23 protein-coding genes and 2 pseudogenes are annotated in these 23,141 nt (G+C 70.9%); 11 read left to right on the top strand and 14 right to left on the bottom strand.

The genetic code is table 11. The annotated features are described in order from the left end of the window. Window positions 1–108 precede the first annotated feature (108 nt). From ACZ7FF_RS28320 to ACZ7FF_RS28310, 3 genes are all read left to right on the top strand, one after another. Window positions 109–594 (top strand): helix-turn-helix domain-containing protein, encoded by a 486-nt coding sequence (locus ACZ7FF_RS28320; protein WP_470815448.1) that lies wholly within the window; start codon window positions 109–111, stop codon window positions 592–594. 76 nt (window positions 595–670) lie between these two features. Continuing rightward, entirely contained in the window at window positions 671–1,261 is a 591-nt protein-coding gene (locus tag ACZ7FF_RS28315) for a hypothetical protein (RefSeq protein ID WP_470815446.1), read from the top strand. A gap of 135 nt (window positions 1,262–1,396) precedes the next feature. Continuing rightward, the gene (locus ACZ7FF_RS28310; protein WP_470815444.1) at window positions 1,397–1,747 is read left to right on the top strand and encodes a DUF2516 family protein; all 351 of its coding nucleotides are present in this window, start codon (window positions 1,397–1,399) and stop codon (window positions 1,745–1,747) included. A 36-nt stretch (window positions 1,748–1,783) separates the two neighbouring features. Here ACZ7FF_RS28310 and ACZ7FF_RS28305 read toward each other — a convergent pair whose 3' ends face one another. From ACZ7FF_RS28305 to ACZ7FF_RS28295, 3 genes are all read right to left on the bottom strand, one after another. Further along, window positions 1,784–3,085 (bottom strand): PP2C family protein-serine/threonine phosphatase, encoded by a 1,302-nt coding sequence (locus tag ACZ7FF_RS28305; protein WP_470815442.1) that lies wholly within the window; start codon window positions 3,083–3,085, stop codon window positions 1,784–1,786. Window positions 3,086–3,366: 281 nt separating this feature from the next. Next, a complete protein-coding gene (locus tag ACZ7FF_RS28300; RefSeq protein ID WP_470815440.1) occupies window positions 3,367–4,446 on the bottom strand; it encodes a C40 family peptidase in 1,080 nt (359 codons plus the stop codon). A gap of 195 nt (window positions 4,447–4,641) precedes the next feature. After that, window positions 4,642–5,454, bottom strand: a complete 813-nt coding sequence (locus tag ACZ7FF_RS28295; protein WP_470815438.1) for a class I SAM-dependent methyltransferase — start codon at window positions 5,452–5,454, stop codon at window positions 4,642–4,644. A 188-nt stretch (window positions 5,455–5,642) separates the two neighbouring features. Between ACZ7FF_RS28295 and mshA the strand changes: the two genes are divergently transcribed. Both mshA and ACZ7FF_RS28285 read left to right on the top strand, forming a co-directional pair. Next, window positions 5,643–6,980: a D-inositol-3-phosphate glycosyltransferase gene (mshA, locus tag ACZ7FF_RS28290; protein WP_470815436.1), complete on the top strand. Its 1,338-nt coding sequence runs from the start codon at window positions 5,643–5,645 to the stop codon at window positions 6,978–6,980. After that, window positions 6,973–7,473, top strand: a complete 501-nt coding sequence (locus tag ACZ7FF_RS28285; protein WP_470815434.1) for a type III secretion system chaperone family protein — start codon at window positions 6,973–6,975, stop codon at window positions 7,471–7,473. The genes mshA and ACZ7FF_RS28285 overlap by 8 nt, the downstream gene beginning before the upstream one ends. Before the next feature lie 42 nt (window positions 7,474–7,515). Here ACZ7FF_RS28285 and ACZ7FF_RS28280 read toward each other — a convergent pair. Next, window positions 7,516–7,974, bottom strand: a pseudogene (locus ACZ7FF_RS28280) (helix-turn-helix transcriptional regulator); the annotation flags it as partial. On the opposite strand from ACZ7FF_RS28280, the pseudogene ACZ7FF_RS28275 reads away from it, so the two are divergent. Beyond that, a pseudogene (locus ACZ7FF_RS28275) lies at window positions 7,973–8,122 on the top strand (DUF2000 family protein); the annotation flags it as partial. The pseudogenes ACZ7FF_RS28280 and ACZ7FF_RS28275 overlap by 2 nt on opposite strands. Window positions 8,123–8,150: 28 nt before the next feature. Here ACZ7FF_RS28275 and ACZ7FF_RS28270 read toward each other — a convergent pair. Both ACZ7FF_RS28270 and ACZ7FF_RS28265 read right to left on the bottom strand, forming a co-directional pair. After that, complete coding sequence (locus ACZ7FF_RS28270; RefSeq protein ID WP_470815432.1) at window positions 8,151–8,624, bottom strand: carboxymuconolactone decarboxylase family protein; 474 nt, start codon at window positions 8,622–8,624, stop codon at window positions 8,151–8,153. 97 nt (window positions 8,625–8,721) lie between these two features. Then, window positions 8,722–9,975: an MDR family MFS transporter gene (locus tag ACZ7FF_RS28265; protein WP_470815430.1), complete on the bottom strand. Its 1,254-nt coding sequence runs from the start codon at window positions 9,973–9,975 to the stop codon at window positions 8,722–8,724. Window positions 9,976–10,150: 175 nt separating this feature from the next. Here ACZ7FF_RS28265 and ACZ7FF_RS28260 point away from each other — a divergent pair, with 175 nt between their 5' ends. Then, window positions 10,151–10,912, top strand: a complete 762-nt coding sequence (locus ACZ7FF_RS28260) for a phosphoglyceromutase (RefSeq protein ID WP_470815428.1) — start codon at window positions 10,151–10,153, stop codon at window positions 10,910–10,912. 78 nt (window positions 10,913–10,990) lie between these two features. Here the strand turns inward: ACZ7FF_RS28260 and ACZ7FF_RS28255 are convergent, their stop codons facing one another. From ACZ7FF_RS28255 to ACZ7FF_RS28230, 6 genes are all read right to left on the bottom strand, one after another. Beyond that, entirely contained in the window at window positions 10,991–12,226 is a 1,236-nt protein-coding gene (locus ACZ7FF_RS28255) for a tyrosine-type recombinase/integrase (protein ID WP_470815426.1), read from the bottom strand. A gap of 703 nt (window positions 12,227–12,929) precedes the next feature. Next, window positions 12,930–13,169 carry a helix-turn-helix transcriptional regulator gene (locus ACZ7FF_RS28250; RefSeq protein WP_470815424.1) on the bottom strand — a complete coding sequence of 80 codons (240 nt, stop codon included), beginning with the start codon at window positions 13,167–13,169 and terminating at the stop codon, window positions 12,930–12,932. A 251-nt stretch (window positions 13,170–13,420) separates the two neighbouring features. Then, window positions 13,421–15,010 (bottom strand): ATP-binding protein, encoded by a 1,590-nt coding sequence (locus ACZ7FF_RS28245; RefSeq protein WP_470815422.1) that lies wholly within the window; start codon window positions 15,008–15,010, stop codon window positions 13,421–13,423. A gap of 80 nt (window positions 15,011–15,090) precedes the next feature. Then, complete coding sequence (locus ACZ7FF_RS28240; protein WP_470815420.1) at window positions 15,091–15,636, bottom strand: HNH endonuclease; 546 nt, start codon at window positions 15,634–15,636, stop codon at window positions 15,091–15,093. Between the two features lie 2 nt (window positions 15,637–15,638). Further along, window positions 15,639–16,421 carry a hypothetical protein gene (locus ACZ7FF_RS28235; RefSeq protein ID WP_470815419.1) on the bottom strand — a complete coding sequence of 261 codons (783 nt, stop codon included), beginning with the start codon at window positions 16,419–16,421 and terminating at the stop codon, window positions 15,639–15,641. Then, complete coding sequence (locus ACZ7FF_RS28230; RefSeq protein WP_470815417.1) at window positions 16,418–16,780, bottom strand: hypothetical protein; 363 nt, start codon at window positions 16,778–16,780, stop codon at window positions 16,418–16,420. Before ACZ7FF_RS28230 ends, ACZ7FF_RS28235 begins: the two co-directional genes overlap by 4 nt. 207 nt (window positions 16,781–16,987) lie before the next feature. On the opposite strand from ACZ7FF_RS28230, the gene ACZ7FF_RS28225 reads away from it, so the two are divergent. From ACZ7FF_RS28225 to ACZ7FF_RS28215, 3 genes are all read left to right on the top strand, one after another. Further along, on the top strand, window positions 16,988–17,323 hold the full coding sequence (locus ACZ7FF_RS28225; RefSeq protein WP_470815416.1) for a GntR family transcriptional regulator: 336 nt from the start codon (window positions 16,988–16,990) through the stop codon (window positions 17,321–17,323). Window positions 17,324–17,483: 160 nt separating this feature from the next. After that, complete coding sequence (locus tag ACZ7FF_RS28220) at window positions 17,484–18,731, top strand: XRE family transcriptional regulator (protein WP_470815414.1); 1,248 nt, start codon at window positions 17,484–17,486, stop codon at window positions 18,729–18,731. A gap of 1,488 nt (window positions 18,732–20,219) precedes the next feature. After that, window positions 20,220–20,453, top strand: coding sequence for a YozE family protein (locus ACZ7FF_RS28215; RefSeq protein ID WP_470815412.1), 234 nt, complete (start codon window positions 20,220–20,222; stop codon window positions 20,451–20,453). Between the two features lie 329 nt (window positions 20,454–20,782). On the opposite strand, the gene ACZ7FF_RS28210 is transcribed toward ACZ7FF_RS28215, so the two are convergent. Beyond that, window positions 20,783–21,199, bottom strand: coding sequence for an SgcJ/EcaC family oxidoreductase (locus ACZ7FF_RS28210; RefSeq protein ID WP_470815410.1), 417 nt, complete (start codon window positions 21,197–21,199; stop codon window positions 20,783–20,785). A gap of 266 nt (window positions 21,200–21,465) precedes the next feature. Between ACZ7FF_RS28210 and ACZ7FF_RS28205 the strand changes: the two genes are divergently transcribed. Then, window positions 21,466–21,687, top strand: a complete 222-nt coding sequence (locus ACZ7FF_RS28205; RefSeq protein WP_067316111.1) for a hypothetical protein — start codon at window positions 21,466–21,468, stop codon at window positions 21,685–21,687. A 727-nt stretch (window positions 21,688–22,414) separates the two neighbouring features. Here ACZ7FF_RS28205 and ACZ7FF_RS28200 read toward each other — a convergent pair. After that, entirely contained in the window at window positions 22,415–23,110 is a 696-nt protein-coding gene (locus ACZ7FF_RS28200) for a DUF4232 domain-containing protein (protein ID WP_470815408.1), read from the bottom strand. Window positions 23,111–23,141: the final 31 nt, after the last annotated feature.

Below are 23,141 nucleotides of genomic sequence, written 5' to 3'. Positions count from 1 at the left end.
ATTCCTGACCGTTCCCGAACCCGGCCCGTCCACCGGTGGGACCGGCGCGACACACTCTTGCAAGCAGGCTGCTTGCAATTGTTAGCGGGAGTGGGGCAAGGTGGAGGCATGGCATCGCTGAACGTCGGCAATCTCGGTGAGTACCTGCGCGAGCAGCGGCGCAACGCCCAGCTGTCGCTGCGGCAGCTCGCCGACGCCGCCGGGGTGTCCAATCCGTACCTGAGCCAGATCGAGCGCGGGCTGCGCAAGCCCAGCGCGGAGGTGCTCCAGCAGGTCGCCAAGGCCCTGCGCATCTCCGCCGAGACGCTGTACGTCCGCGCCGGGATCCTCGACGCCGAGCGGGACCGGGACGAAGTGGAGACGCGTGCCGTCATCCTCGCCGATCCCTCGCTCAACGAGCGGCAGAAGCAGGTGCTGCTCCAGATCTACGAGTCCTTCCGCAAGGAGAACGGATTCGGGATCGGCGAACCCGCCGCGGCCGAGGACGACGAGAACGGCGCCGGGCTCACGGACGAGGGGACCGGCGGCACCGCCGTGCGCGGCACCCGCACGGCCGACCCAGACGATGCCGGCCCGCGGCGGACGGCCGGATAACGCCGGACCAGGGCACCGGACGCCCACCGCGGACCACACAACCTCAGCCGAACGCGAATCCGGGAGGACCATCACCATGGCCATCACCGACGACCTGCGCAAGACCCTCAGCGACCCGACTCCGCTCTACTTCGCCGCCGGCACCGCCGACCTGGCCCTGCAGCAGGCCCGGAAGGTGCCCGCCCTGGTCGAGCAGCTGCGCACCGAGGCGCCGTCCCGCATCGAGAAGGTGCGCAACACCGACCCGAAGGCGGTGCAGGAGAAGGCCACGGCCCGGGCCAAGGAGGCGCAGGAGACCCTGCAGGCCAAGGTCAACGAGCTGATCGGCACCCTCGACGTCGACCTGAAGAAGCTGGGCGAGCAGGCGCAGGACCTGGCCCTGCGTGGGGTGGGCGTCGCCGCCGAGTACGCCGTCAAGGCCCGGGAGACCTACGAGAAGGTCGCCGAGCACGGCGAGCTGACCGTGCGCACCTGGCGCGGCGAGGCCGCCGAGGAGATCGAGGACCTGGCCATCGTCGTCGAGGGCAAGCCCGACTCGGCCGAGGGCGAGGGCGCCGGGCCCGCCGAGGCCGGCACCGCCGCCGCGGACCGCAAGCCCGCCGCGAAGAAGGCTCCGGCGGCCCGCAAGGCCACCCCGGCGAAGAAGACGGTCCCGCCGGCCAAGTGACCGTGCGGAACGAGGCGCGTACGGGCCGGGCACCTATGGGGTGCCCGGCCCGTTCTATGGGTACGGTGGCGGCGTACGGACCGGGGGACGCGCACTGATGGGGACACGGACCGGGAGGCACGGGCGGTGGGCAGCATGCTGATGTTGGGCTTTGCGGGGTTCCTGGGGATCTTGAAGATCATCCTCATGGCCCTCGCCGCGTTCGGGCTGTTCGACGCCGCGTTCCGGCGTGAGGACGCCTTCCGCGCGGCCGGCAAGCAGAACAAGGTCTTCTGGCTGATCATCCTGGCCATCGCGCTCGTGGTCAGCTACCTGTTCACGATCCTGTCCATCCTGCCGATCGCCGGTGTGGTCGCGAGCATCGTCTACATCGTGGACGTCCGCCCCGCCCTCAAGCAGGTCTCCGGCGGCGGCAACGGCTGGGGCCGCCGCCGCGGCGGAAGCAGCAGCGACGGCCCGTACGGCCCCTGGAACGGCGGCCGCTGAGCGCCCCCTCACGGGGGCGCCGGGCCCGGCCCGGTCTCAGCCGGTCCGGTCCAGCAGGACCACCGCGACGTCGTCCGTCAGCTCGCCCCCGTTGAGGTCGCGGACCTCGCTCACCGCGGCGCGCAGCAGTTCCTCGCCCCGTAGGCCCTGGGCGAGCTGGCGCCGGATCATGTCGACCATGCCGTCCTGGCCGAGCCGCTCGCCCTCCGTGCCGACCCGGCCCTCGATCAGGCCGTCGGTGTAGAGCATCAGGCTCCACTCGGCGCCCAGCTCCACCTGCATGCGCGGCCAGCGGGCGCCGGGCAGCAGGCCGAGGGCGGGCCCGTTGTTGTCGTACGGCAGCAGCCGGGCGGTCCGGCCGGGGCCGGACAGCAGCGGGGCCGGGTGGCCCGCCAGGCACAGGCCCGCGCTGCGGCCGTCCGGGGCGATGTCCACCGTGCACAGCGTCGCGAAGATCTCCTCGTCGGCGCGCTCGTGCTCCAGCACCTCCTGGAGGGTGCCCAGCAGCTCGTCCCCGCACAGCCCGGCCAGGGTCAGCGCCCGCCAGGCGATGCGCAGCTCCACGCCGAGCGCGGCCTCGTCCGGGCCGTGGCCGCAGACGTCGCCGATCATGGCGTGCACGGTGCCGTCGGGGGTGCGGACGGCGTCGTAGAAGTCGCCGCCGAGCAGCGCCCGGGAGCGGCCCGGGCGGTAGCGGGCGGCGAAGCGCAGCGAGGAGCCGTCCAGCAGCGGGGTGGGCAGCAGACCGCGCTCCAGGCGGCGGTTCTCCTGCGCGCGCAGCCTGCCCTCGGCCAGCCGCCGCTCGGCGGTGTCGGAACGTTTCCGCTCCACCGCGTACCGGATGGCGCGGCTGAGCAGCCGGCCGTCCAGCTCGTCCCGGAACAGGTAGTCCTGGGCGCCCACGCGCACGGCCTCGGCGCCGCGCTCGGCGTCGGCGGAGGCGGTCAGCGCGAGCACGGCGTGCCGGGGCGCGAGCCGGAGCACGTGCCGGAGCACCGCCAGCTCGTCGTCCGGGTCGCCGCCGCCCGGCGCCGGCAGCGCCAGGTCCAGCAGGATGCAGTGGACGTCGTCGGTCAGCAGCCGCTCGGCCTCGGTGAGGTTGCGCGCGGTGCGGACGCGGATCGGCTTGCCGTCCGAGTCCAGCAGGTCGGGCACGATCGGCGAGCCGGCCGGGTCGTTCTCTATCAGCAGCAGGGTGAGAGTGGCGCCGGTGCCGTTCGCGGGCGCGGCGTCGCGGTGGGCCTCTTCCTTGAGGGGGCCGCCGACTGCGGAGGCGGCCTGCGCCTGACCACTCTCCACGGCCGGGATCGCTCTCTGCCGCGGTACGGGTACGGGCATGGTCTGGGTTCCTTCCCTCCCCCCGAGGGCACGGCGGCGTCGAGGGGTCTCGACCCACCGACGGGTGACCATAGCGGGTGCTCCCACCCCGATGGAATGGTGTGAGCCGCGTCGCTCCGGAGCAGGCCCTTGTCATATGCCGCGTTCTATACCGCAGTTGGACAGCCCGCCCCGGAAGGGGGGATGACGAAGCTCACGTCGGGCCCGGGTTTGGGCCGGTGTTGGCGGTGCACTGGGTCACACGGCACACATCACGGGGGCATGGCCGGACATGACCTGCCTCACGCGTCGGGGCGCACGACGCCCAGGATCGGCATGGAACCGGCGCCCGCCACCGTCACCGTGCGTCCCGGGCGCGGGGCCTGGATGATCGCGCCGTCACCGACGTAGATGGCGACGTGGCTCGCGTCGTCGAAGTAGATGACGAGGTCGCCCGGGCGCATGTCCTTGACGTCGACGTGCTTGAGCTGCTTCCACTGCTCCTGCGAGGTGCGCGGGATGGGACGGCCGGCCGCGGCCCAGGCCTGGGAGGTCAGGCCCGAGCAGTCGAAGGACGCGGGTCCCTCGGCGCCCCACACGTACGGCTTGCCGAGCTGGGCGGTGGCGAACGCCACGGCCTTCTCGCCCTGCGCGGAGGCCTTGCCGTGGATCTTCTTGAGTATGCCGGTGTCCAGCCAGGCGGTCTGGGCCTTCAGGGCGGCCTGCGCCTCCAGCTGGGCGAGCCGCTCCTTGTCCTTCTTCTCCAGCCTCGACTCCAGCTTCTCGGCGGCGTCGATCTGCTGCTGGATCTTCTTCTTGGCGGCGGCCTTCTCCTTGCGGTCCGCGTCCAGGTTCTTCCACTGCGCGGCCGCGTCGTCGGCGTAGTCCTCCAACTGCTTCTGGGTGACGCTCAGTTCGCTGATGAGCCGGCCGGCCGCATGCTGCCCCTGGAGGGCCAGTCCCGCGCCGTCGAGGAACTGGCCGGGGTCGTTGCTGAACAGGAACTGGGCGGTGGGCGGCAGTCCGCCGTTGCGGTACTGCTCGCGGGCCGTCGCGCCCGCCTGGTCCTTCAGCCTCGTCAGCTTCTGCTGCCCCTCGACGATCTTCTTGGCCAGCGCGACGATCTGGGCGGACTGCTGTTTCGCCTTCTCCTGGGCCGCGTTGTAGGCGTCGGTGGCGACGGCCGCGTCGTGGTAGAGCTTGTCGAGCTTCACGCGGACCTGTTCAAGGTCCTTGCTGGGCGGGGGAGTCGGTGTGCCGCCCGTCGTCGGTGCGGGTGTCGGCGCCGGGGCCGCGAACGCCGTACCGGGTGCCGTGAGCACGGTCACCGCGCAGACGACCGTCAGGGCGGCCGTGAGCAGACCGCGCTTGCCCGTACCCATACCTCTTCCCCCAAACTGATTTACCGTCAGTAACTTACGGTCGCCCGAGGGATCGTGCCACGGCCGCGCGCAAAGCGACAGAGGGCGTCGGAAGTCGTGTTTCCCCCCGCGCCCCGCCCGTAAGACGATCTCCTCGCCGATGTGACGTGCGACGCGCGGAGATCGTTCCGCTCCCGGCTCCCCGAACGGGTGATGTCAGACGCGGGGCGCCAAAGCCGCCCAGGCCACGGTCACTTCGCCCTGCCGCCAGCGGCCCGGGGTGTCCGTCACCGGCCAGTCGGCCGTCAGGTCGCGGACCGTGCGGAGCCAGCGCTGGCGGGCGCCGTAGGAGGCGTAGGGCGCGGCGGCGGCCCAGGCGCGGTCGAAGTCGCGCAGGAAGGCGTGCACCGGCTCGCCGGGCACGTTCCGGTGGATCAGCGCCTTCGGCAGCCGCTCGGCGAGGTCGGAGGGCCGCTCCAGCGAACCCAGCCTGGTGGCGAAGGTGACGGTCCGCGGCCCCTCCGGGCCGAGCGCCACCCACACGTGCCGCCGCCCGATCTCGTCGCAGGTCCCCTCGACCAGCAGGCCGCCCCGCGAGCCGCCGCCCGCCGGGGCGAGCCGCGCGCGCAGCCGCTGCCACACGGCGGCGACCTGTGCCTCGTCGTACTGCCGCAGCACGTTGGCGGCGCGGATGAGCGCCGGGCGCCCGGGGACGGGGACCTCGAAGCCGCCGTGCCGGAAGACCAGCCCGTCGCGCTCGTACGGCCCGGCCGCCGTCACCCGCTCCGGTTCGATCTCGATCCCGACCACCCGCGCGCGGGGGGCTACGGTCCGCAGCCGGCCGAGCAGCTCCACGGCGGTCCAGGGCGCGGCCCCGTAGCCGAGGTCGACCGCCACCGGTTCCCCGGCACGCCGGAGCTCCGCGCCGTGCGTCGCCGCGATCCAGCGGTCCATGCGGCGCAGCCGGTTGGGGTTGGTGGTCCCGCGCGTCACGTTCCCCACGGGGCGGGAGGCGGCGCGGGCTGTCATGCATACGAGGGTAGGGGCGTCCTGCCCCTGCCCACGCACACCGTCATCGAACGGTTGATCGATCAAGGGTAATGATTCGGTAAAGCGGTCCCGGCCGGAAATGGCTGGGCACCCGGGCGCTGTTGGACTCCCTTGGAGGGCGAGACAGGCCCTCCGTCCGGCATGCCCGCAGCAAGGAGGACCGCCACGTGAGCCAGTACGTCAGCAGGCTCGGGCGACGCTCCCCGTCCGCCGCGTCCCGGCTCCGGCTGCACCGCAGGCCCCGCCGGGTCGCCATGCTCTCCGTGCACACCTCCCCGCTGCACCAGCCGGGCACCGGTGACGCCGGCGGCATGAACGTCTACATCGTGGAGCTGGCCCAGCGGCTCGCCGCGATCAACATCGAGGTGGAGATCTTCACCCGGGCGACCGCCGGCGACCTGCCGCCCACGGTCCAGCTCGCGCCCGGCGTCCTGGTCCGGCACGTCGACGCCGGCCCCTACGAGGGCCTGGCCAAGGAGGACCTCCCGGCCCAGCTGTGCGCCTTCACGCACGGCGTGATGCAGGCGTGGGCCGGCCACCGCCCCGGCCACTACGACCTCGTCCACTCCCACTACTGGCTCTCCGGACACGTCGGCTGGCTCGCCGCCCAGCGCTGGGGCGTCCCCCTGGTGCACGCCATGCACACCATGGCCAAGGTCAAGAACGCCAGCCTGGCCGACGGCGACACCCCGGAGCCCGCCGCCCGGGTCATCGGCGAGACCCAGATCGTCTCCGCCGCCGACCGCCTGATCGCCAACACCGCGGAGGAGGCCGGCGAACTCGTCCGGCACTACTCGGCCGCCCCCGGCAACGTCGCCGTCGTCCACCCCGGCGTCAACCTGGAGCGCTTCCGCCCCGCCGACGGCCGGGCCGCCGCCCGCGCCCGCCTCGACCTCCCGCAGGACGCCCTGATCCCCCTCTTCGCGGGCCGCATACAGCCCCTGAAGGCCCCGGACGTGCTGCTGCGCGCGGTGGCCGTCCTCCTGGACGAACGCCCCGAGCTGCGCTCCCGCATCCTCGTCCCCGTCGTCGGCGGCCCCAGCGGCAGCGGCCTCGCCAAGCCCGAGGGCCTGCAGAAGCTCGCCGCCCGGCTGGGCGTCGCGGACGTCGTACGGTTCCGCCCGCCCGTCGGCCAGGAGCAGCTGGCGGACTGGTTCCGGGCCGCGTCGGTGCTCGTCATGCCGTCCTACAGCGAGTCCTTCGGGCTGGTCGCCATAGAGGCGCAGGCGGCCGGGACCCCGGTCCTCGCCGCCTCCGTCGGCGGCCTGCCGGTGGCCGTGCGGGACGGCGGCACCGGCTTCCTCGTCGAGGGCCACGACCCGGCCGACTACGCGCGCGTGCTGGGCCGGTTCGCCGACGATCCGTCCCTCGCCACCCGCATGGGCGACGCCGCCGCCCGGCACGCCCGGTCCTTCGGCTGGGACGCGGCCGCCGCGGCGACCGCCGACGTCTACGCGGCCGCGACCCAGTCGCACCGCCGTCGCGTACGCTCCCACCATGGGTGACGTCGAGAAGGCCGGACAGGTCCTGGAGGCCGTGTTCAAGGACGCCGAACTGGAGTGGGAGAGCCCCGAGCCGGGGAACTACGTGGTCAGACTCCCCGGCACCCGCAAGCTCAACACGACGGTGTCCTTCCTCGTCGGCCGCCACTCCCTCTCCGTCAACGCCTTCGTCGTCCGCCACCCCGACGAGAACGAAGCGGGCGTCCACCGCTGGCTGCTGGAGCGCAACCTCAAGCTGTACGGCGTGAGTTACGCCGTCGACCACCTCGGCGACGTCTACGTCACCGCGCGCCTGCCGCTGTCCGCGGTCACCCCGGACGGGATCGACGGCCTCCTCGGCCAGGTCCTGGAGGCTGCCGACGGCGCCTTCAACACCCTGCTGGAGCTGGGCTTCGCCTCCTCCATCCGCAAGGAGTACGCCTGGCGGGTGTCCCGCGGCGAGTCCACGCGGAACCTGGAGGCGTTCATGCACCTGATCGACCGCCCGGCGAACTGACGCCACCGGCCCGGACGTCCGGCCGCGACGGCCGTACGGGGCTCAGCGCGCGCTGCCGCGATAGCGCCCCGGTGTCACCCCGACCAGCTTCCTGAAGTGCCGGGTGAGATGGGCCTGGTCGTAGAACCCGGCCACCGCCGCCACCTCGCCCGGCGCCAGCCCGTCCAGCAGCAGCCGGCGGGCCCGGCCGACCCGGCGGGACATCAGGTACCGGTGCGGGGGGATGCCGTACGCGGTGCTGAACGCCCGCACCAGATGGGCGGGATGGGCGTGCAGCAGCCGCGCGGCCTCCTCCAGCGAGACCCCCGCCACGACCCGGGCGTCGAGCAGTTCCCGCAGCTCGCGCGCGAGCCCCGGGTCCCGGGCGGCCCGCGGCGCCCCGGCCCGGCGCCGCAGATGGTCCCGCAGCCGCTCCCCGACCAGGGTCAGCCGGCTCTCCGCCTCCAGCTCGTCGCCGGGCCTGGCCAGGGCGGAGTGCAGCCGGCCCACACCCAGCCGCAGCGACCTGTTCGCCACGGGCAACGACCGCGACAACCGCGCGGCCGTCCGCGCCGTGCCCACCGCGGAGCTGGACCTGGCCGGGCTCGCCGTGTACGGGCCGCGGAACGCGGTGGACAAGGTGCTGAAGGGCGCGCGGATGCACCCGTGACCACCGTCTCGCGGCCCGCCGCCGCGGGTCAGCCGAACATGCCCGGCACGTAGTCGCCGGCGGGCTGCTGGACGATGACGTTCGCCCGGTTGTAGGCGTTGATCAGGGCGATGAGGGCCACCAGGGCGGCGAGCTGGTCATCGTCGTAGTGCTTGGCGGCGTTCGCCCAGGCCTCGTCCGACACCCCGCCCGCCGCGTCCGCGATCCGCGTGCCCTGCTCCGCCACCTCCAGCGCGGCCCGTTCGGCGTCGGTGAACACCGTGGCCTCCCGCCAGGTCGCGACCAGGTTCAGCCGGGTGGCGGTCTCGCCGGCGGCCGTGGCGTCCTTGGTGTGCATGTCGGTGCAGAAGGCGCACCCGTTGATCTGACTGGCGCGGATCTTCACCAGTTCCTGCGTGGCGGCGGGCAGCGTGGAGTCCGAGATCACCTTGCCCGCCGCGTTGAAGTGCTTGAGCATCTTGCCGACGACGGGGTTGGTGTGGAGGTTCAGCCGAGCGTCCATGGTCTGCTCCTGTGTGGTAGCCGCTGCTTACACCTCTACGACGGGACGGCCCGGCGGGATGTGACACGGCTGGTTGTGACGCGCGGCACATCCCCCGTCAGGCGGTACTGAGCTCCGCCCCGGCCTCCGCCGGCGCCGCGGCCGGCGCCGTGCGCTCCGGCGGGAGGCGGCGCATGAGCACCGCGTACCCGAGCCCCGCGACCGTGCCCACGGCGGCGCACATCATCCACAGCCACCGGGCGCCGAACCGGTCGATGACCGCGCCCGACATCAGCGGCGCGACCAGGGCGGCCAACGACCACGACAGGGTGTACACGCCCTGGTAGCGCCCGCGCCCGTGCACCGGCGAGAGCCGGACGACGAGCCCGGTCTGGGTCGGCGCGTTGACGATCTCGGCGAGGGTCCACACGCACACCGTGACCATGAAGGCGCCCACCGAACCGGCGAAGGCGGTGAGCCCGAAGCCGTAGCCAGCGAGGACGGACGAGACGACCAGCAGGGTGCGCGGGTCGCGGTGCTCGATGAACCGGGTGACCGGGATCTGCAGGGCGACGATCAGGACGCCGTTGACGGCGACGGCCATGCCGTAGTCGGCGGGCGAGAACCCGGCCCGCCCCATGGCCACCGGCAGCCCGACCGAGCCCTGCTGGAAGACCAGCGCGACGAGGAAGGACAGCCCGACGACGGCCATGTACCGCCCGTCGCGCAGCACCGTGCCGAGGCCGACGTCGCCGTCCGCGTGCTTCGCCGAGGCCGCGGGCCGCGACTCGGGCAGCTTCAGGAACACCACGGCCGCGCACAGGGCCGTCATCCCGGCCTCGATCAGGAACCCGGCGCGGTAGCTGTACTCGGCGATGAACCCGGCGGCCGTGGAGGACACCGCGAACCCGAGGTTGATCGCCCAGTAGTTGAGCGAGAAGGCCCGCACCCGGTCCTCGGGCCGGACGATGTCGGCCATCATCGCCTGCACGGCCGGCCGGGAGGCGTTGGAGGCCATGCCGACGAGGAAGGCGACACCGGCGATGGCGACCGGGTCGGTCATGAACCCGAGCAGCGCCACGGAGGCGGCGGTCGCCGACTGGGCGACGAGCAGGGTCGGCCGCCGTCCCAGCCGGTCGGCCATCACCCCGCCGCCCAGCGAGGAGACGACACCGCCGAGCCCGTGCAGCGAGGCGACGAGACCGGCGTACGAGGCGGAGTAGCCCCGGTCGAGCGTGAGGTAGAGGGCCATGAAGGTGGCCACGAACGCGCCGAGCCGGTTGACAAGGGTGCTGGTCCACAGCCACCAGAACTCACGGGGGAGCCCGGAGACGGTTTCCCGGGCAGCACGTCTGAGACGGGCGGCGGACATGACAGGACCCCCAGGTGACGGGCGCCCCCGGTAGGGGCGCCGTAAGCCGCTCAAGCGGTAAGCACAACTTACAGAGAGGGTCTGGCAGGGGCCACCGGATTAACAGATGCCGTCAACGGTCCACCCACCGGTCGGGCCGGGCGATGTCCCGGAGGCGTCGATTACGCTCTGAACCATGGCCGACGCACCGTACAAGCTGATCCTCCTCCGCCACGGCGAGAGCGAGTGGAACGCGAAGAACCTGTTCACCGGCTGGGTGGACGTCAACCTGAACGAGAAGGGCGAGAAGGAGGCGGTCCGCGGCGGTGAGCTGCTCAAGGACGCCGGCCTGCTGCCCGACGTGGTCCACACGTCCCTCCAGAAGCGCGCGATCCGTACCGCGCAGCTGGGCCTGGAGGCCGCCGACCGCCACTGGATCCCGGTCCACCGCAGCTGGCGCCTGAACGAGCGCCACTACGGCGCCCTCCAGGGCAAGGACAAGGCGGCGACGCTGGCCGAGTTCGGCGAGGAGCAGTTCATGCTCTGGCGCCGCTCCTACGACACCCCGCCGCCGCCGCTCCCGGAGGACTCCGAGTTCTCCCAGGCGCACGACGCCCGCTACGCCTCCATCCCGCCGGAGCTGCGCCCGGACACGGAGTGCCTGAAGGACGTCGTCGTCCGGATGCTCCCCTACTGGTACGACGGCATCGTCCCCGACCTCCTGGCCGGCCGCACGGTCCTGGTCGCGGCCCACGGCAACTCGCTGCGCGCCCTCGTCAAGCACCTCGACGGCATCTCCGACGCCGACATCGCGGGCCTGAACATCCCGACGGGCATCCCGCTGTACTACGAGCTCGACGCCGACTTCAAGCCGGTCACCCCCGGCGGCAGGTACCTCGACCCCGAGGCGGCCGCAGCAGCCATCGAGGCGGTCAAGAACCAGGGCAAGAAGAAGTAGAGAACGTGATCATGCCTCCCACCTGCGCGAACGGCGCGGATGGGAGGCATTTTCATGTGCTGGAACCTCCCTGGAACCTCAGCCCGTGGGGCCCTGCGGTCGGAGCGCTCGCCCGAGAGCCTTCCGGGCGCGGTCCCGGCTGCTCGGCATGAGGTGCGCGTAAACCTTCAGCGTCAGCCCCGGATCGGAGTGCCCGAGGTATTCCGCGAGGGCCTTGATACTCTCCCCGGCGTCCAAGAGCACGGACGCGTAGAAGTGCCGGAGCGCGTGCATGCCGTGCTCGCGCGCGGCGGCGTGCTCGCGGCTCTTGGCCTTGGGGATGACCCCGGCCTTGGCGAGCGCGGGCTTCCAGTGGTCTTCGTTCAGCGACGTGCGCCAGACGTGCCCACCGTTGGGGCCCGAGAAGATGAGGCGCCGGGTCACCGGCTGGCCGTTCGCTCGCATCCACGGGAGCTTGATCTCCACAGGCGGGAACCGCTTGATGTGCGCCTGTAGGGCCTCTGCCACGGGGTCGGGCAGCGGTACGTCACGGAGCTTGCCGCCCTTCGGGGGCGCGAACACTGCCTTGCTCAGGCTCAACTTCAGTTGCTGCACCACGTGCACGGTGCCGTTGTCGAAGTCGATGTCATCGACGGACAGACCGAGGATCTCGCCTTGGCGCAGACCGCACCCTGCACCGACGTCGACCATGGGCCGGAAGCGTTCGACCATGGCCGCGCGCATGGCGAAGACGCGCTCAGGCTCCCAGGGGACGACACGGCGCGCACCGATGGCCGGCGGGGTCACCGTGTGCGAGTTGCAGGGGTTCCGGCGTAGGCATCCGTCCTCCACAGCGGCGGAGAGCACGGAGCGGACGTTGGAGAAGATGACGCGGGCGTACGAGCCGGACATGCCGGTCTCTTCGAGCTGGGTCACGAACTCGCGGATGTGGCTCGGCTGGAACGACCCGAGCTGACGCGACCCGATGCGGGGGAAGGCGTGCAGCTTGAGCTGAGACTCCATCGACGCGCGAGTGTTGGGGTCGCCGCTCTGGCTCGCGAGCCACTTCTCCGCGAACTCCTGGAACGTCGTACGGGACGCGTTCGGGTCGATGAAGTCGCCGCGGGCCACGTCCGCTTGCATGGTGCTCAGCCACTGCTCAGCGAGGCGTTTCTGTCCGTCGGGGAAGGACTTGTTCTTCCGCTTGCCGTCGGGCGTGAGGTAGCGCGCTTGGTAGCGCATCCCCGTGCCGTAACGGTCGGTCTTGACGCGGACGGCCTTGCCGTCGGCGTCGGTGGTGGTCTTGATCCAGCGGTCGAAGATGTGGCCAGCCATGTGGGCTGAGTCCCTTCTCGGTAGTAGGGCGCGGCGAGGAAGGGCGGGTCCCGTCGGGCCGGTTTCGGGGTGTGCTGGGCCAGGCCTGCTACTTGCTTAAGGCCTGATCACGTGGGGTTTGGGGTGCTAGCGGGGTTGCTACCGGTAGCGGGTGGGGTTCCTACCGGTAGCAGGCCCCGGCGGGGGTTCAGGGAGGCGGAGACAGGGGGTGTCGGGTGCCTTCCTGAGGAGGTTTTCGGGGGTGCTGGGGGCGTGCCTCCCTGCCTCCCTGAGGGGCCATCTGTGCTGATCAGGTGGAGGGAGGCGGGTCAGGGAGGGGGGCAGGGAGTTCTCCCTGCCTCCCTTGGCCGGCGGGCCGTGCGTCCCTGTCTCGCGCCGCATCGACCGGGTGCGGTGGGGAGGCTGGGGCAGGGATCCCGAAGGGCTCGTAGAGGGCGGTTCGGTGGCGGTGACGGCGGTGCCTCCCCGCCTCCCCGAACGGGTCTTTGCGCTGATCAGTGCGGGGGATGCGGGGTGGGGAGGCGGGTGGGGAGTTCTCCCCGCCTCCCCAGCGAGACGGGTACTGCCTCCCCCGTCCGTCCGGGCCGGTTTCGGGGGTGCTGACGGACGGGCCGCTAGACGCTAGATCGCAGGCCAGAGGAGGAATGAGCCGCTAGTGGGGTTGCTAGACCTAGCAGGGGCGGGTGCTAGGTCTAGCAGCGGTTCACGCCGCGTCTTCGAGTGCGGTCCGGTCTGCCTCCCACGCCTGTACGGCGGCCGGGTTGAAGCGGAGGTAGCGGCCGACGCGGAAGCCAGGCGGGCCGATGCGCTTGCGCCGCCAGGCGTAGACCGTCTCGACGCTCGGGAGGCTGAACATGGTGACCAGGTCTTCGGGGGTCAGGTAGCGGTCCGGGAGACCACTGCGCAGGAGGGTGCGCGGGTCGGTCGGCTCTTCGGTGGCCATGCGGTTGATGACTCCTCGTGTCCGTGGGGGCGGTGCGGGGGAGTGGTGCCGGTCGCCGTTCTAGAGAGTTGGTGTATTTCAGCGTCCGCAGCGTCCTAGCGTCCGCAACGGCAGATTGGCGCAGTTCAGTTGGGGTGAGGGTTGCGGACGCTAGTGCGGACACTGCGGACGCTGGAGGGCGGTAGCGTCCGCACGTTCGACGTGTCCGGGCCGCTGGTGCGCGGCCCGGCCCGGATGGTCTTCCGGCTACGTCATCCCTGTTCAGGCCAGGTATCACGCTCCCGTGGCGGGCCGGTCTCTCGCCACAGAGAGGCCTGTTCGGGTGCGGACGCTGACTCCTCTTCGGCGGGTGCGCGGGAGAGCGTGAGGAGCCGGTGTCGCTCCCGGTCCCGGCTACGCTGCGTGTCGTCCACGGTGATCCCGATGGACCGCAGCAGCGGGGCGAGCCTCTTGACGCGCCCGCTCGCGCGGGTGGCGTCCACGGGCCAGTTCTTCGGCCTCACCAACGGCACGGCCAGCACTTCGAGCAACTGCCCGGCGGTGCCCTGCCAGGTACCTACCTGGTCGACTAGGTGTGCGATGGCCAGCGCGAACGCGTCGCCCTCCATCGCGTCAACGGCGACGTTCGCCGACGTGGCCAGGTAGTCGCCCAAGGTGTTCCAGCCCTGAGTCTGGTCGACTGCCGCCAGCACGCGGGCGAAGTCCGCCATGCGCGGCATGGACTCCAGCCGGACCGAGGGCAGCACGGCGAGCGCGCACGCCAGCACGTCGAACAGGGCCCCCAGCACGGCCGGGCGGACCACGTCGAACGTGGTGTCCAGCTCCTCTTCGGACCGGCGCCGGGTGGCGTCGATGAGCTGCAAGTCGAGCATGAGGACGCGTTCGGCCAGGTCCCCCGCGAGCGCCCCGGCGTCGATCGTGGTCATGGCGAGCACCCGCTTGAAGGTGAGCACCACGACGTCGTCGTCGGTGTACAGGGCCCGGTCGACCACACCGTCACCGGTCACGGCCTTGCACAGGGTGTCCGACAGCCACGGCGGGATCGTGCTGATGTTGTCCAGGCACAGCGCCCATGAGCTGAACGCCTGCCGGGACCACGCCTTTTCGTCCCGTGGCTGGCTGCGCTTGGCGGCCGGTGACGGGTCGATGAGGTTGATGAACATCTGTGCGGCCTTGGACTTTCCCGTGCCCTGCTCGCCCTTGCAGACCAGCGCCGGGTGTGGGATGTCCGGGATCCACGCGGCGATGAGCCAGGCAACGAGCTGATGGAACGCGGACTCATCCATGTTCAACAGCGCATGCAGCTTGGCCAGGCCGTCACCGTCCAACACGGGCTCGGGCATAGGGGCCATCGCTCCAGAGCGGCGGAAGAGTACCGGGGCCCGGTCGACCACCTGCCAGCCGATCCCGGAGACCACGACCGCGCGGCCGTCGGCACTGCCGAGATCGACCACGATCGCGCCGGACGGGTCGCGGCCCACCCGCAGATTCACGGCCACCGGGTCGTCGTCTTCGGCGACGCCTTCCAGGACCGTCATGGCGTCGGCGAGCGCGGACTGTGAGGCGACCTCTCCGGGGTAGGCGTCGGCGAACTGGCGGGCGAGACGCTGCCGCAACCCCGCTTTGCCTCGCAGCGGGAGCCCGATGTTCGGGCCGTTGAGAGCGACTGCGTAGGGGCGGCCGTCGGTGGACATGACGAACCGGTAGTCCTCACGCGCCATGGCCACGATCCGAGCGGCGGCCGGCGGCGGCTTTCCGTCGTCACCCGTGCCCGCGGCCGACCCGCGCCGGGTGTTCACGGCCTTGCGTGGGGTGTTCACGCCACCGGGGGTCTCGTTCACGGGACCGTTCATCGGGCTCACGGGTCGGGTCGACCCGTTCACGCGCGGGGCCGATCCGTTCACGCTGCCGTTCACAGCGTTCACGCGAACACCGCCTCTCCAGTCGGGCCCGCGCACGTCCGCACCGGGCGGGGCGCGCGCAGGCAGTCGGGTCGGATCGACGCACGGCGCACGACCGCACGGCAGACCGGTCGGGCCGACCGCACCGAGCCGTGACGCCGGGCGTGACCCGACTCGTCACGCAGGTCAGGGGTCGATCGACGGTTGATCGAGTCGGGCGCCCAAACCGCCTCAAAGGTCGACCGGTTGGCGTGGGCGAGTCGGGCCAGCAGGGGCCAGACGGCCGGGTCGACGGTCGGCCGAGTCGGGTCGGCCCACCGCAGCAGGCACAGCGCGAGCGAGAGCGGGAACCGGTCGGCCTTGGCCCGGTTGCAGTCGCGGCACGCCAGCATCAGTGAGGTGACCGACCACGTCCACCACAGCGACTTGGGCGCGATGTGATCGAGGGTGGCCTGAGCCAGGTCCGGGAACGGGCGGCGGCAGTAGGCGCAGTGCTGCCCGTGGCGGCGCGCGAGCTGTTCCTTGCGCACGCGCCGCTTGGCGGAGTTGATCGGGTGAACGCCCACGCTCACCACTCCGTCCGGGCCGACCGCAGCCACAGGCCATCAGGCGCGGCGGGCGGCGTCAGACCGACCAGGTAGCCCCCGGCATCCGGACGCACGATCAGCGGCGCGGGCTGGCTGCGGTCCCAGCGCACCAGGTCGAACGCGAACCGGCGGCGGTGGTAGTCCGGCAGAGCCTGCTTGTACAGCCACTCACGGTCCCGGTCGCGGTCGGCGGTCCGGCCGAACTCACCGGACATGACGGCACCGAGACGGATCAGGGTGTCGGTCGGCACGGCCGTCACACCCTCGTGGATGGCACGGGCCACCATCAGCTTGCGGCGCGGGAGTTCCCGGAACTCCGCCACGCGGTACCGGTCCAGGCTGGAGAGGTAGATGGCCACGCCGACTTCCCCGGCCGTCATCGGGCGGGCACGGGCGCCCTCGTACCAGAACGACAAGGCCAGCCGGTAGGCGAACCTGCGGCAGTCGGCCACCTCGGGAAACTCCCCGGCGGGCAGGTCTTCGAATGTGGGCGTGATGCCCGCGATCCCGGCCGGACCGAGCGTGCGCACGGCGCCGTTGAGCGCGTCGTACAGGGTGTCCGTGTCGGGCACCGGAACGGCGAGTTCGTCGGCGGCCGTCTCGAAGAGCGCGGCGGCGGCTTCCGTGACCGTCAGTTCCAGACCCATGACCGGGATGGTGGGGAAGTCCTCCCCGGCGGGGCGCCGGTCCATCTCCGTGAGGGAGAAGACCGGCGCCGCGCTCGGAGCGACCTGCGCGTACAGCGCGTCCGTCGTGTTCGTCACGCCGCGACCCCGTACACGCGGGTGATCGCGGCGGCCAGAGCGCGGGCCCACTTCACGGTGGCCCGGTTCCCACGGCCGTGCAGGGCCGCCAGGGCGTTGGCCGCCTGGTCCTCGAACATGACTACGTCGGTGGCCAGGATCGCGAAGTTCAGCGCGTCCCGAACGGCCTGGTCGTCGTCCAGCTCCTCGTACACGAGACCGCCCGACTCCATCAGCAGTCCGAGCATGTCGGCGAACGACAGGTGCGCCACGACCGGGACCGCGACCCGAACGAACTCCTCTTCGTCCGGCTCACCGAAGACGTTCACGCGACGGCCGGGCAGCGCCGGAAGACCGGACATGAGAGTTGCAGGCATCATGGATATACCCCTTCGAGGGTCAGGGAGCGGCTATCTGCTTGGCGGTGGAGGCCGCTCCTTGCTTTTCCTGGCGTTGGCCAGGGCGTTTTCGCGGAATTCCCGAGTGGTTCCGAGACCGCTTGCTAACTAGCTTGCACTAGTCTGCTGTGGTGCACAACCCCTATGGAGTGGTGTGCACTAGTTCGCTGTGGTGGGTACGCTCAGGGCATGACTGTCACAGGAGGGCCCAAGCCCAAGGCGGTGCAGGTCGCCGACGCGCTGCGCGAGGAAGTCAAGCGGATGAAGCCTGGTGACAAACTCCCCTCACAACGGGAGCTGATCGAGCGCTTCGGGTTCGCGAGCCAGACCATCCAGAACGGGTTGGCCACGCTCAGGGCTGAAGGGCTCATTGTGTCGGCCGGCAACCTCGGTAACTTCGTTGGTGACGGGACCGTTCCGCATGACGACGTGCGGGCCGAGATCAATGAAATCCGCTCCCTGATTCAGACGTTGGCTGAACGGGTGGAAGCGCTCGAAAAGCGCGCCACCGCGAGTGGTGCTTGATCTGCAACCAGCATGCGGGGAACGGAGTGCGTCCGGTAAGTGACACCGAGGGGGCAGACGGGAGAGCTGGGGACATGTCCACTGTCCCTTAGCTGTCCCCTTCCCTGTCCCCGGGGGCGAAGCGCGAGACTCGGCAGGTAAGCACTCGGAGGAGGAGCGTATGAGCGACGGCAGGCCTGCATGGGCGCAGCGCATCGCGGCTGAGCGGGCTGCGCGTGACTGGTCTCAGCGGGACGCAGTAAAGGCGCTTCGAGCGCACGCTCAGGAAGAGCTTCCGGCCGATGAAAGCCTGATCCGGCAGTGGAAGCGGTGGGAGTCTGGACAGATCCCCAACGAGTTCTACCGGCCGCTTATCGCGGCGGTCTTCGGCACCGTGACGCACGCCCTCTTCCCCGCGCCGGCGCGCCGCGACGGGGGCAAGGAGATCCTGGCCGTGAGCGGTATGGAGACGCTGGAAATCGTGAGTCGCCTCAATCGGTCCGACGTCGATACGGCCACGCTTGACGCGCTACGAATCACGACCGATCGGCTGTGCTCGGAGTACCCGTACATGCCGAGCGCACAGCTCCTCATCGAAGGGCGCCAGTGGCTCCGTCGGGTCGTTGAGCTGCACTCGAAGAGCCTCACTCTCTCGCAGCACCGCGAAGTGCTGGCGCTCTCCGGATGGCTCGCCCTCCTTGTGGGGTGCGTCGAGTACGACATGGGCGACCGGCACGCTGCCGAGTCGACGCGTCGGGCCGCGCTCTCGTTGGCGACTGAGTCTGAGCATGCCGAAGTCGCCGGTTGGGCCCACGAGATGCGAGCCTGGTTCGCTCTCACGACTGGCGACTATCGAGGGGTTATCGCCGCAGCGCAGGCCGGAACCGAGGTTGCCGCCCACCAGGGCGTAGCCGTTCAGCTCGCCGGACAGGAAGCCAAGGCGTGGGCCCGACTCGGAGACCGCCGACGGGTTGAGGTCGCGCTCGATCGGGGCCGCAACCTGCTCGAAGCAATGCCGCACCCCGAGAACCTGGACAACCACTTCGTGGTAGACCCGGCAAAGTTCGACTTCTACGCGATGGACTGCTACCGCCTGGTGGGCGAGGACAAGTTGGCACGCACGCTCGCTGAGGAGGTTCTGCGCACAGGCACGGACTTCGACGGCACGGAGCGATCGCCCATGCGTAACGCGGAAGCGCGGGTCACCTTGGGCGTGACGGCCGCGCGGGAGGGCGACCTCGAACAAGCCCTCATCATGGGAGAACGGGCCCTCGAAGGAGAGCGCCGATCGGTGCCGTCACTCATCATGACAAGCCGCGAACTGGCGGCAGAGATGAGGCGAAGCTACGCGACGGAGCCTGCCGCTCAGAACTACCTTGCCCATCTGCGTGATCTAGGGCAGTCGGCTCCTGGCTTTCTCCCACAGTGAGCTGTTAGGAGCGGCCACGGCCGCACGACCCTTGGCAGCTCGCTGCGCTCGCGCGGCGGCGCCGTGGGGGTCCGACGGCCGTTGCGCCCCTGCGGCAGAACCCGCTTTACCGGCCTTACCCGCAGGTCGGAGGGCGCGGGCGCTACCCGGCCCGCCACCGAGGTAAGGAACCCCCTCTACCCGGCGCCTCGCCGGAGGAACAAAGAGACCACCCGGCGCGGCGGCGGGGTGGTCTCTTCGCCGTTCCGGAGGGTTCAGCGTCCGCAGCGTCCGCAACCCGCCCCCTACTAAGAGCCTCCTTGACCTGCGGAAACCTGCTCCTAGTAACTCGGGGTGACCGGACGCTGCGGACGCTGGCGGACGCTAAACAAATTGTTTAGCGTCCGCAGGAAACATGCAGGTCAGGGCGGGTGTAGATGCACCGGCGGACGCTGCGGACGCTGTTTTCCTTACATCTCTAGGAGAGAGATGGGGAGGGCGGCTTTTCAGAGGGGGGCGCGGCCGCATCCGGCCGCCTCCTGAAAAGCCGTGGTGCGCCCCACTGTGCGGAGGAGGCCCGTCGGCGGCGCCCACGCGTGCCGTCTGCCCGTTGGAAGGCCTGTGAGGCGGCAGTCCAGGGGGGCCGTCCCCGGCAGGTATAGGCGCCTGTATAAGCAAGAGGAGCACCCCGGGCGGCGCCGTGCTCTTCTTGGATGTGCAGGGCGGTCGTGGTGCCGCCGGACGCTTTCCAAGGCGGGGGTGCTCGATGCCGCCGCCCCTGGACTGCCTCCCGCAGGTGTGCGAGGGGACCGTGCACGGATGTCGGGTGGCCTGGCGGCTCTACTGGCTACTGCCTAGTGGCAAGTCGAGATGACCGTTCCGGGGCCCGCTACCGGCCTGTGAGACGTCTCTACTGCCTACTGGCAACCTTGGCAGTAGGCAGTAGACAGTAGGCCGCAGCGAGCGGCCGTCAGGGCGCCAGACGGCATGTGGGCGGCCGGGCCCGACGCCCGTGAATGCCCCTCCGTGCGGTGCTACTGGGTAGTGGGGCGCAGCACCCCACTACCCAGTAGGACACCCCAGTAGCGCCCCACAGGGCTTCTACTGGGGTGTTTCTACTGGGGCCCCACTACCCACTACCCAGTAGGCGCCCGCGTGCGGGAGCTCCCGTGGCGAGTGGGCGCCCGAAGAGCGCCCGCCCGAAGGGCGGTCCTTCTTGCTCTTCCCTCGCGACGGCCGTCGCCCTGCGCTGCCGGCGCCCGCTTGTCTTGTCGCTTGTCGCCCTCAGGACATGGCCGCCCCTCATGCGCGCCATGGGGGCGAAAACCACGTCTGACCTGCGAGCCGACAAGCGACAAGACAAGACAAGCGACAAGCCAGGCGACAAGCGACGCGACATGCGGCCGGGAACTCAGCCGGAGTCGGGATCTCCCGACTAGCCCGACGCTGGCCGATAAGTGAACGCCAGCCATTGGGTTAGTTCCGATGGGGCGGCGGAAGGATGCGGACATGCCCAAGCCGAAAAGTTTCACCGCGTGGTTGAAGACTCATGTCGATCAGCACAACGCCATCGGGGATCTCGCTCGGGATGTCTCCGCTGATCCAGACTGGCCCTCACGCAAGGGAAGGCAGGGCCAGCTTGACTACCTTGAAGAGCGCGGCGCCATCGAGGCGGCTACCGAGGCGCTCGAACGCGCCTGGACTCAGTACGAGGTATACCGGGTAGCCCAGAGCGATGCCTGAGCGGTCGGCGGACGGCCCTCGCTGGGGCGGAGCCGGAACCTCTCTGGAACCTCCGAGGTCAACAAACAACGACAGACAACGACCGCCAACAACCGCTCACCCGCAGGTCAGCCGGGTGCCCAGCCCGCTGATCAGCGTCGAAAAACGGGCGGTCGAAACCCAGGGCAAGAAGAAGTAGTTCTCGCGAACATGCCCCTGAGCTGCGCGGACGGCGCGGCTCAGGGGCGTTTTCATGGCCTGGGGACCCTGCTGGGCCCTTGGGGGCCCGGTGCTCGGCGCCGGCTGCCCGGCATGAGGTACGCGTGCATCGGCGGGGGGGGGGGGGGGTGTCAGGCCGTGGGCGGGGTGGCGGGGGAGTTCTGGTAGGCGGCGAGGAGCCACCTGCCGTTCCTGCGGGTGAGTACCCAGGTCGCGATCGCGAGGCGGTCGTCCGGTGCCTCGGTCTCGCCGGGGAAGAGGATGTTCGTCTCGCTGACGACGATGGCGGCGTCGTCGTCGAGGAAGCGGATGTCCAGCACCTTGTTCGTGGTGGTCGAGCCCTTGAGGAAGCCGCTGAAGCCGGCCTCCATGCTCGCGCGGATCTCGTCGCGGGACTTCCGGTAGGACCCGGGCAGGATCGCGCTGGCGTCCTCGGTGTAGTCGGTCACGAACGCGTCCGCGTCGTGCGCGTCCCATGCGGCGTAGACGCCCTTGAGCACATCGAGGACGGCGGACTCGTCCGCCGAGTGGGTCTGGTGCGCGGTCAAGGTTTCCCTCGCTTCGTCGTCCTGGTGCGGATCGCCGCGGTCTGCGGCGCACCGGGAGCCTGGTGCGGCTCCGCGGATACGTACCGGCGGCGGGTCCGGAACTCATCGCGCCCCGCGAAGACTTTGGCGGATGCCGCAGACCCGCGGTCCGGTTTTGTTCCTGCCTCGTCCTGAAACCCCAGGTCAGTGGCACGAAGCGGTTGCAGCGTTGTGGATCTGTGCCCATGGCCACAGCGAACGGGATGCGCGTGGGCCCATACTGAACCATGACTAAGCCCGCTGCGCCGAAGCGTCATCTGCCCACCAGCCCCTTCAAGGCCCCGGTCACACCGGCTCCCAAGCACTTCGCCGTCGGCGACCAGGTGACACACGACGTGTACGGCCTCGGCCGCGTCATCGGCATCGAGGACGGAATCGCCGCGCTCGTGGACTTCGGCTCCGCGCAGATGCGGATCTTGAGCCCGTACGCCAAGATGACCAAGTTGTAGGACCGTTGTGCCCGGTCACGGCACACCCGGGTCCCCTTGGGGACCTGTAACGAAAGAGAGTCCTCCCATCGACACGACAGCGCTGTTCTCCGCCCTGGAAGGGCAACCCCGCCGCTCCACGGCGGCATCACCGCCTCCGGCGACCAACCCCTTCCAGGCCCCCGACTTCGGGGAGGACGACACCTTCCTCCCCGAGGACGCCCAGGAGCCCTTCCCGGACGCACGCGCGAGCCACTCCAAGGCGGCCTAGCCTCCGCCGAGGCTCTGGCGCGGGGCAGGAGTCTCAGCGCCGGGCGTGGCGGTTCCCCCGCCACCCGAACCCCATGCCCGAACCCCATGCTCCGGGAGATCCGGATCTTCGGCCCGCCCGGGCCGGAACGCCGCGGGACCTTCCCGCGCAGGTCCTGCGCCCCGGTGTGCGGCCCCTCGACCACCCGTCGACCTCGATGACCGCGTCGAGCGGCACCGTGATCCTGGCGCCGCCGGTTTCCGGCCGCGGCGAGACGCCGACGGCCGGATGTTCGACGACTGGATGCGCGACGGTCGGATGCGCGACAGCCGGATGCGTGACGGCCGGATGCCCGCCGGCCGGATGCTCGACTGACGTCCGGGACCGATCCAGGCGCACCCGCGCCGCAGGCGACCCGGTCTCCCGGCGGGGCGGCGCGGTACCCCCATGGCCGAGGCCCGGGTCGGGAGCCCGGGCCCTCGAACGGGCGCGCAGGCGTCACCAGGTGACGGCGTCGTCCATCGACTGCTGCCAGTACGTGACCTTGAGCGAGTCGTCGACGTAGACGCCCTTGGCGGGCAGCGACGGGTGGGCGCCCGCACCGACGCTCTCGCTGCCGGAGCGGCCCTGGAAGTAGACGGCCAGGGACTTCACGGTGTGGCCGTGGGCGGCGCTGCCGTCGGTGGCGGACAGGTTCACCGACGCGTAGCCGGACTCGCCCGGCCGGAGCGTGACGACCGCCTGCGGCTGCGAGGCCTCGATCACCGGCGGCACGGCCTGGGCCTCGCCGAAGCGGACGGCCGGGTAACCGTAGAGGAAGCAGGTCCTGCTGCCCGTGTTGGTCACCGTGAGCAGCATGTGGTTCACGGGTCGGTTCAGCGGGGCCGCGACCGTCCTGGTGTTGGAACCCTCGCAGGTGACCGGCTTGCCGGAGGAGACGGGCGCCTTCGACGCGGGAGTGTGCGCCGCGGGCCGGGTGGTGGCGGTCTCGGGCCTGGCCTCCGGGGAGGTACGGGAGCCCGAGCCGGACTGTGGAGCGCCGGCCGAGGAGTGCGCGCCCTGCGGGACGGACGCCGCGGCGCCCTCGCTGTGGACGCCCGTGCCGTCGTCGCACGCGGTCAGCGAGAGCGCGGCGAGGACGACGGTCGCGGCCGCGGCGGCGAGACGGGTGCGGGAGGTGCGGAGGTTGGACATTGGCCGTGCCCCTTCGGTGTTCGTTAACGGG

The sequence above is a fragment of the Streptomyces sp. NPDC037126 genome, from assembly GCF_055605965.1.
The sequence above is the reverse complement of the archived record's forward strand: the minus strand, read 5'-3'. Positions and strand labels throughout refer to the sequence as shown.

Bases quoted from the DNA above. Each gene is read 5' to 3' on its own strand.
- ACZ7FF_RS28320 (WP_470815448.1), top strand. From the start codon at position 109: ATGGCATCGCTGAACGTCGGCAATCTCGGTGAGTACCTGCGCGAGCAG.
- ACZ7FF_RS28315 (WP_470815446.1), top strand. From the start codon at position 671: ATGGCCATCACCGACGACCTGCGCAAGACCCTCAGCGACCCGACTCCG.
- ACZ7FF_RS28310 (WP_470815444.1), top strand. From the start codon at position 1,397: ATGCTGATGTTGGGCTTTGCGGGGTTCCTGGGGATCTTGAAGATCATC.
- ACZ7FF_RS28305 (WP_470815442.1), bottom strand. From the start codon at position 3,085: ATGCCCGTACCCGTACCGCGGCAGAGAGCGATCCCGGCCGTGGAGAGT.
- ACZ7FF_RS28300 (WP_470815440.1), bottom strand. From the start codon at position 4,446: ATGGGTACGGGCAAGCGCGGTCTGCTCACGGCCGCCCTGACGGTCGTC.
- ACZ7FF_RS28295 (WP_470815438.1), bottom strand. From the start codon at position 5,454: ATGACAGCCCGCGCCGCCTCCCGCCCCGTGGGGAACGTGACGCGCGGG.
- ACZ7FF_RS28285 (WP_470815434.1), top strand. From the start codon at position 6,973: ATGGGTGACGTCGAGAAGGCCGGACAGGTCCTGGAGGCCGTGTTCAAG.
- ACZ7FF_RS28270 (WP_470815432.1), bottom strand. From the start codon at position 8,624: ATGGACGCTCGGCTGAACCTCCACACCAACCCCGTCGTCGGCAAGATG.
- ACZ7FF_RS28265 (WP_470815430.1), bottom strand. From the start codon at position 9,975: ATGTCCGCCGCCCGTCTCAGACGTGCTGCCCGGGAAACCGTCTCCGGG.
- ACZ7FF_RS28260 (WP_470815428.1), top strand. From the start codon at position 10,151: ATGGCCGACGCACCGTACAAGCTGATCCTCCTCCGCCACGGCGAGAGC.
- ACZ7FF_RS28255 (WP_470815426.1), bottom strand. From the start codon at position 12,226: ATGGCTGGCCACATCTTCGACCGCTGGATCAAGACCACCACCGACGCC.
- ACZ7FF_RS28250 (WP_470815424.1), bottom strand. From the start codon at position 13,169: ATGGCCACCGAAGAGCCGACCGACCCGCGCACCCTCCTGCGCAGTGGT.
- ACZ7FF_RS28230 (WP_470815417.1), bottom strand. From the start codon at position 16,780: ATGATGCCTGCAACTCTCATGTCCGGTCTTCCGGCGCTGCCCGGCCGT.
- ACZ7FF_RS28225 (WP_470815416.1), top strand. From the start codon at position 16,988: ATGACTGTCACAGGAGGGCCCAAGCCCAAGGCGGTGCAGGTCGCCGAC.
- ACZ7FF_RS28220 (WP_470815414.1), top strand. From the start codon at position 17,484: ATGAGCGACGGCAGGCCTGCATGGGCGCAGCGCATCGCGGCTGAGCGG.
- ACZ7FF_RS28215 (WP_470815412.1), top strand. From the start codon at position 20,220: ATGCCCAAGCCGAAAAGTTTCACCGCGTGGTTGAAGACTCATGTCGAT.
- ACZ7FF_RS28205 (WP_067316111.1), top strand. From the start codon at position 21,466: ATGACTAAGCCCGCTGCGCCGAAGCGTCATCTGCCCACCAGCCCCTTC.
- ACZ7FF_RS28200 (WP_470815408.1), bottom strand. From the start codon at position 23,110: ATGTCCAACCTCCGCACCTCCCGCACCCGTCTCGCCGCCGCGGCCGCG.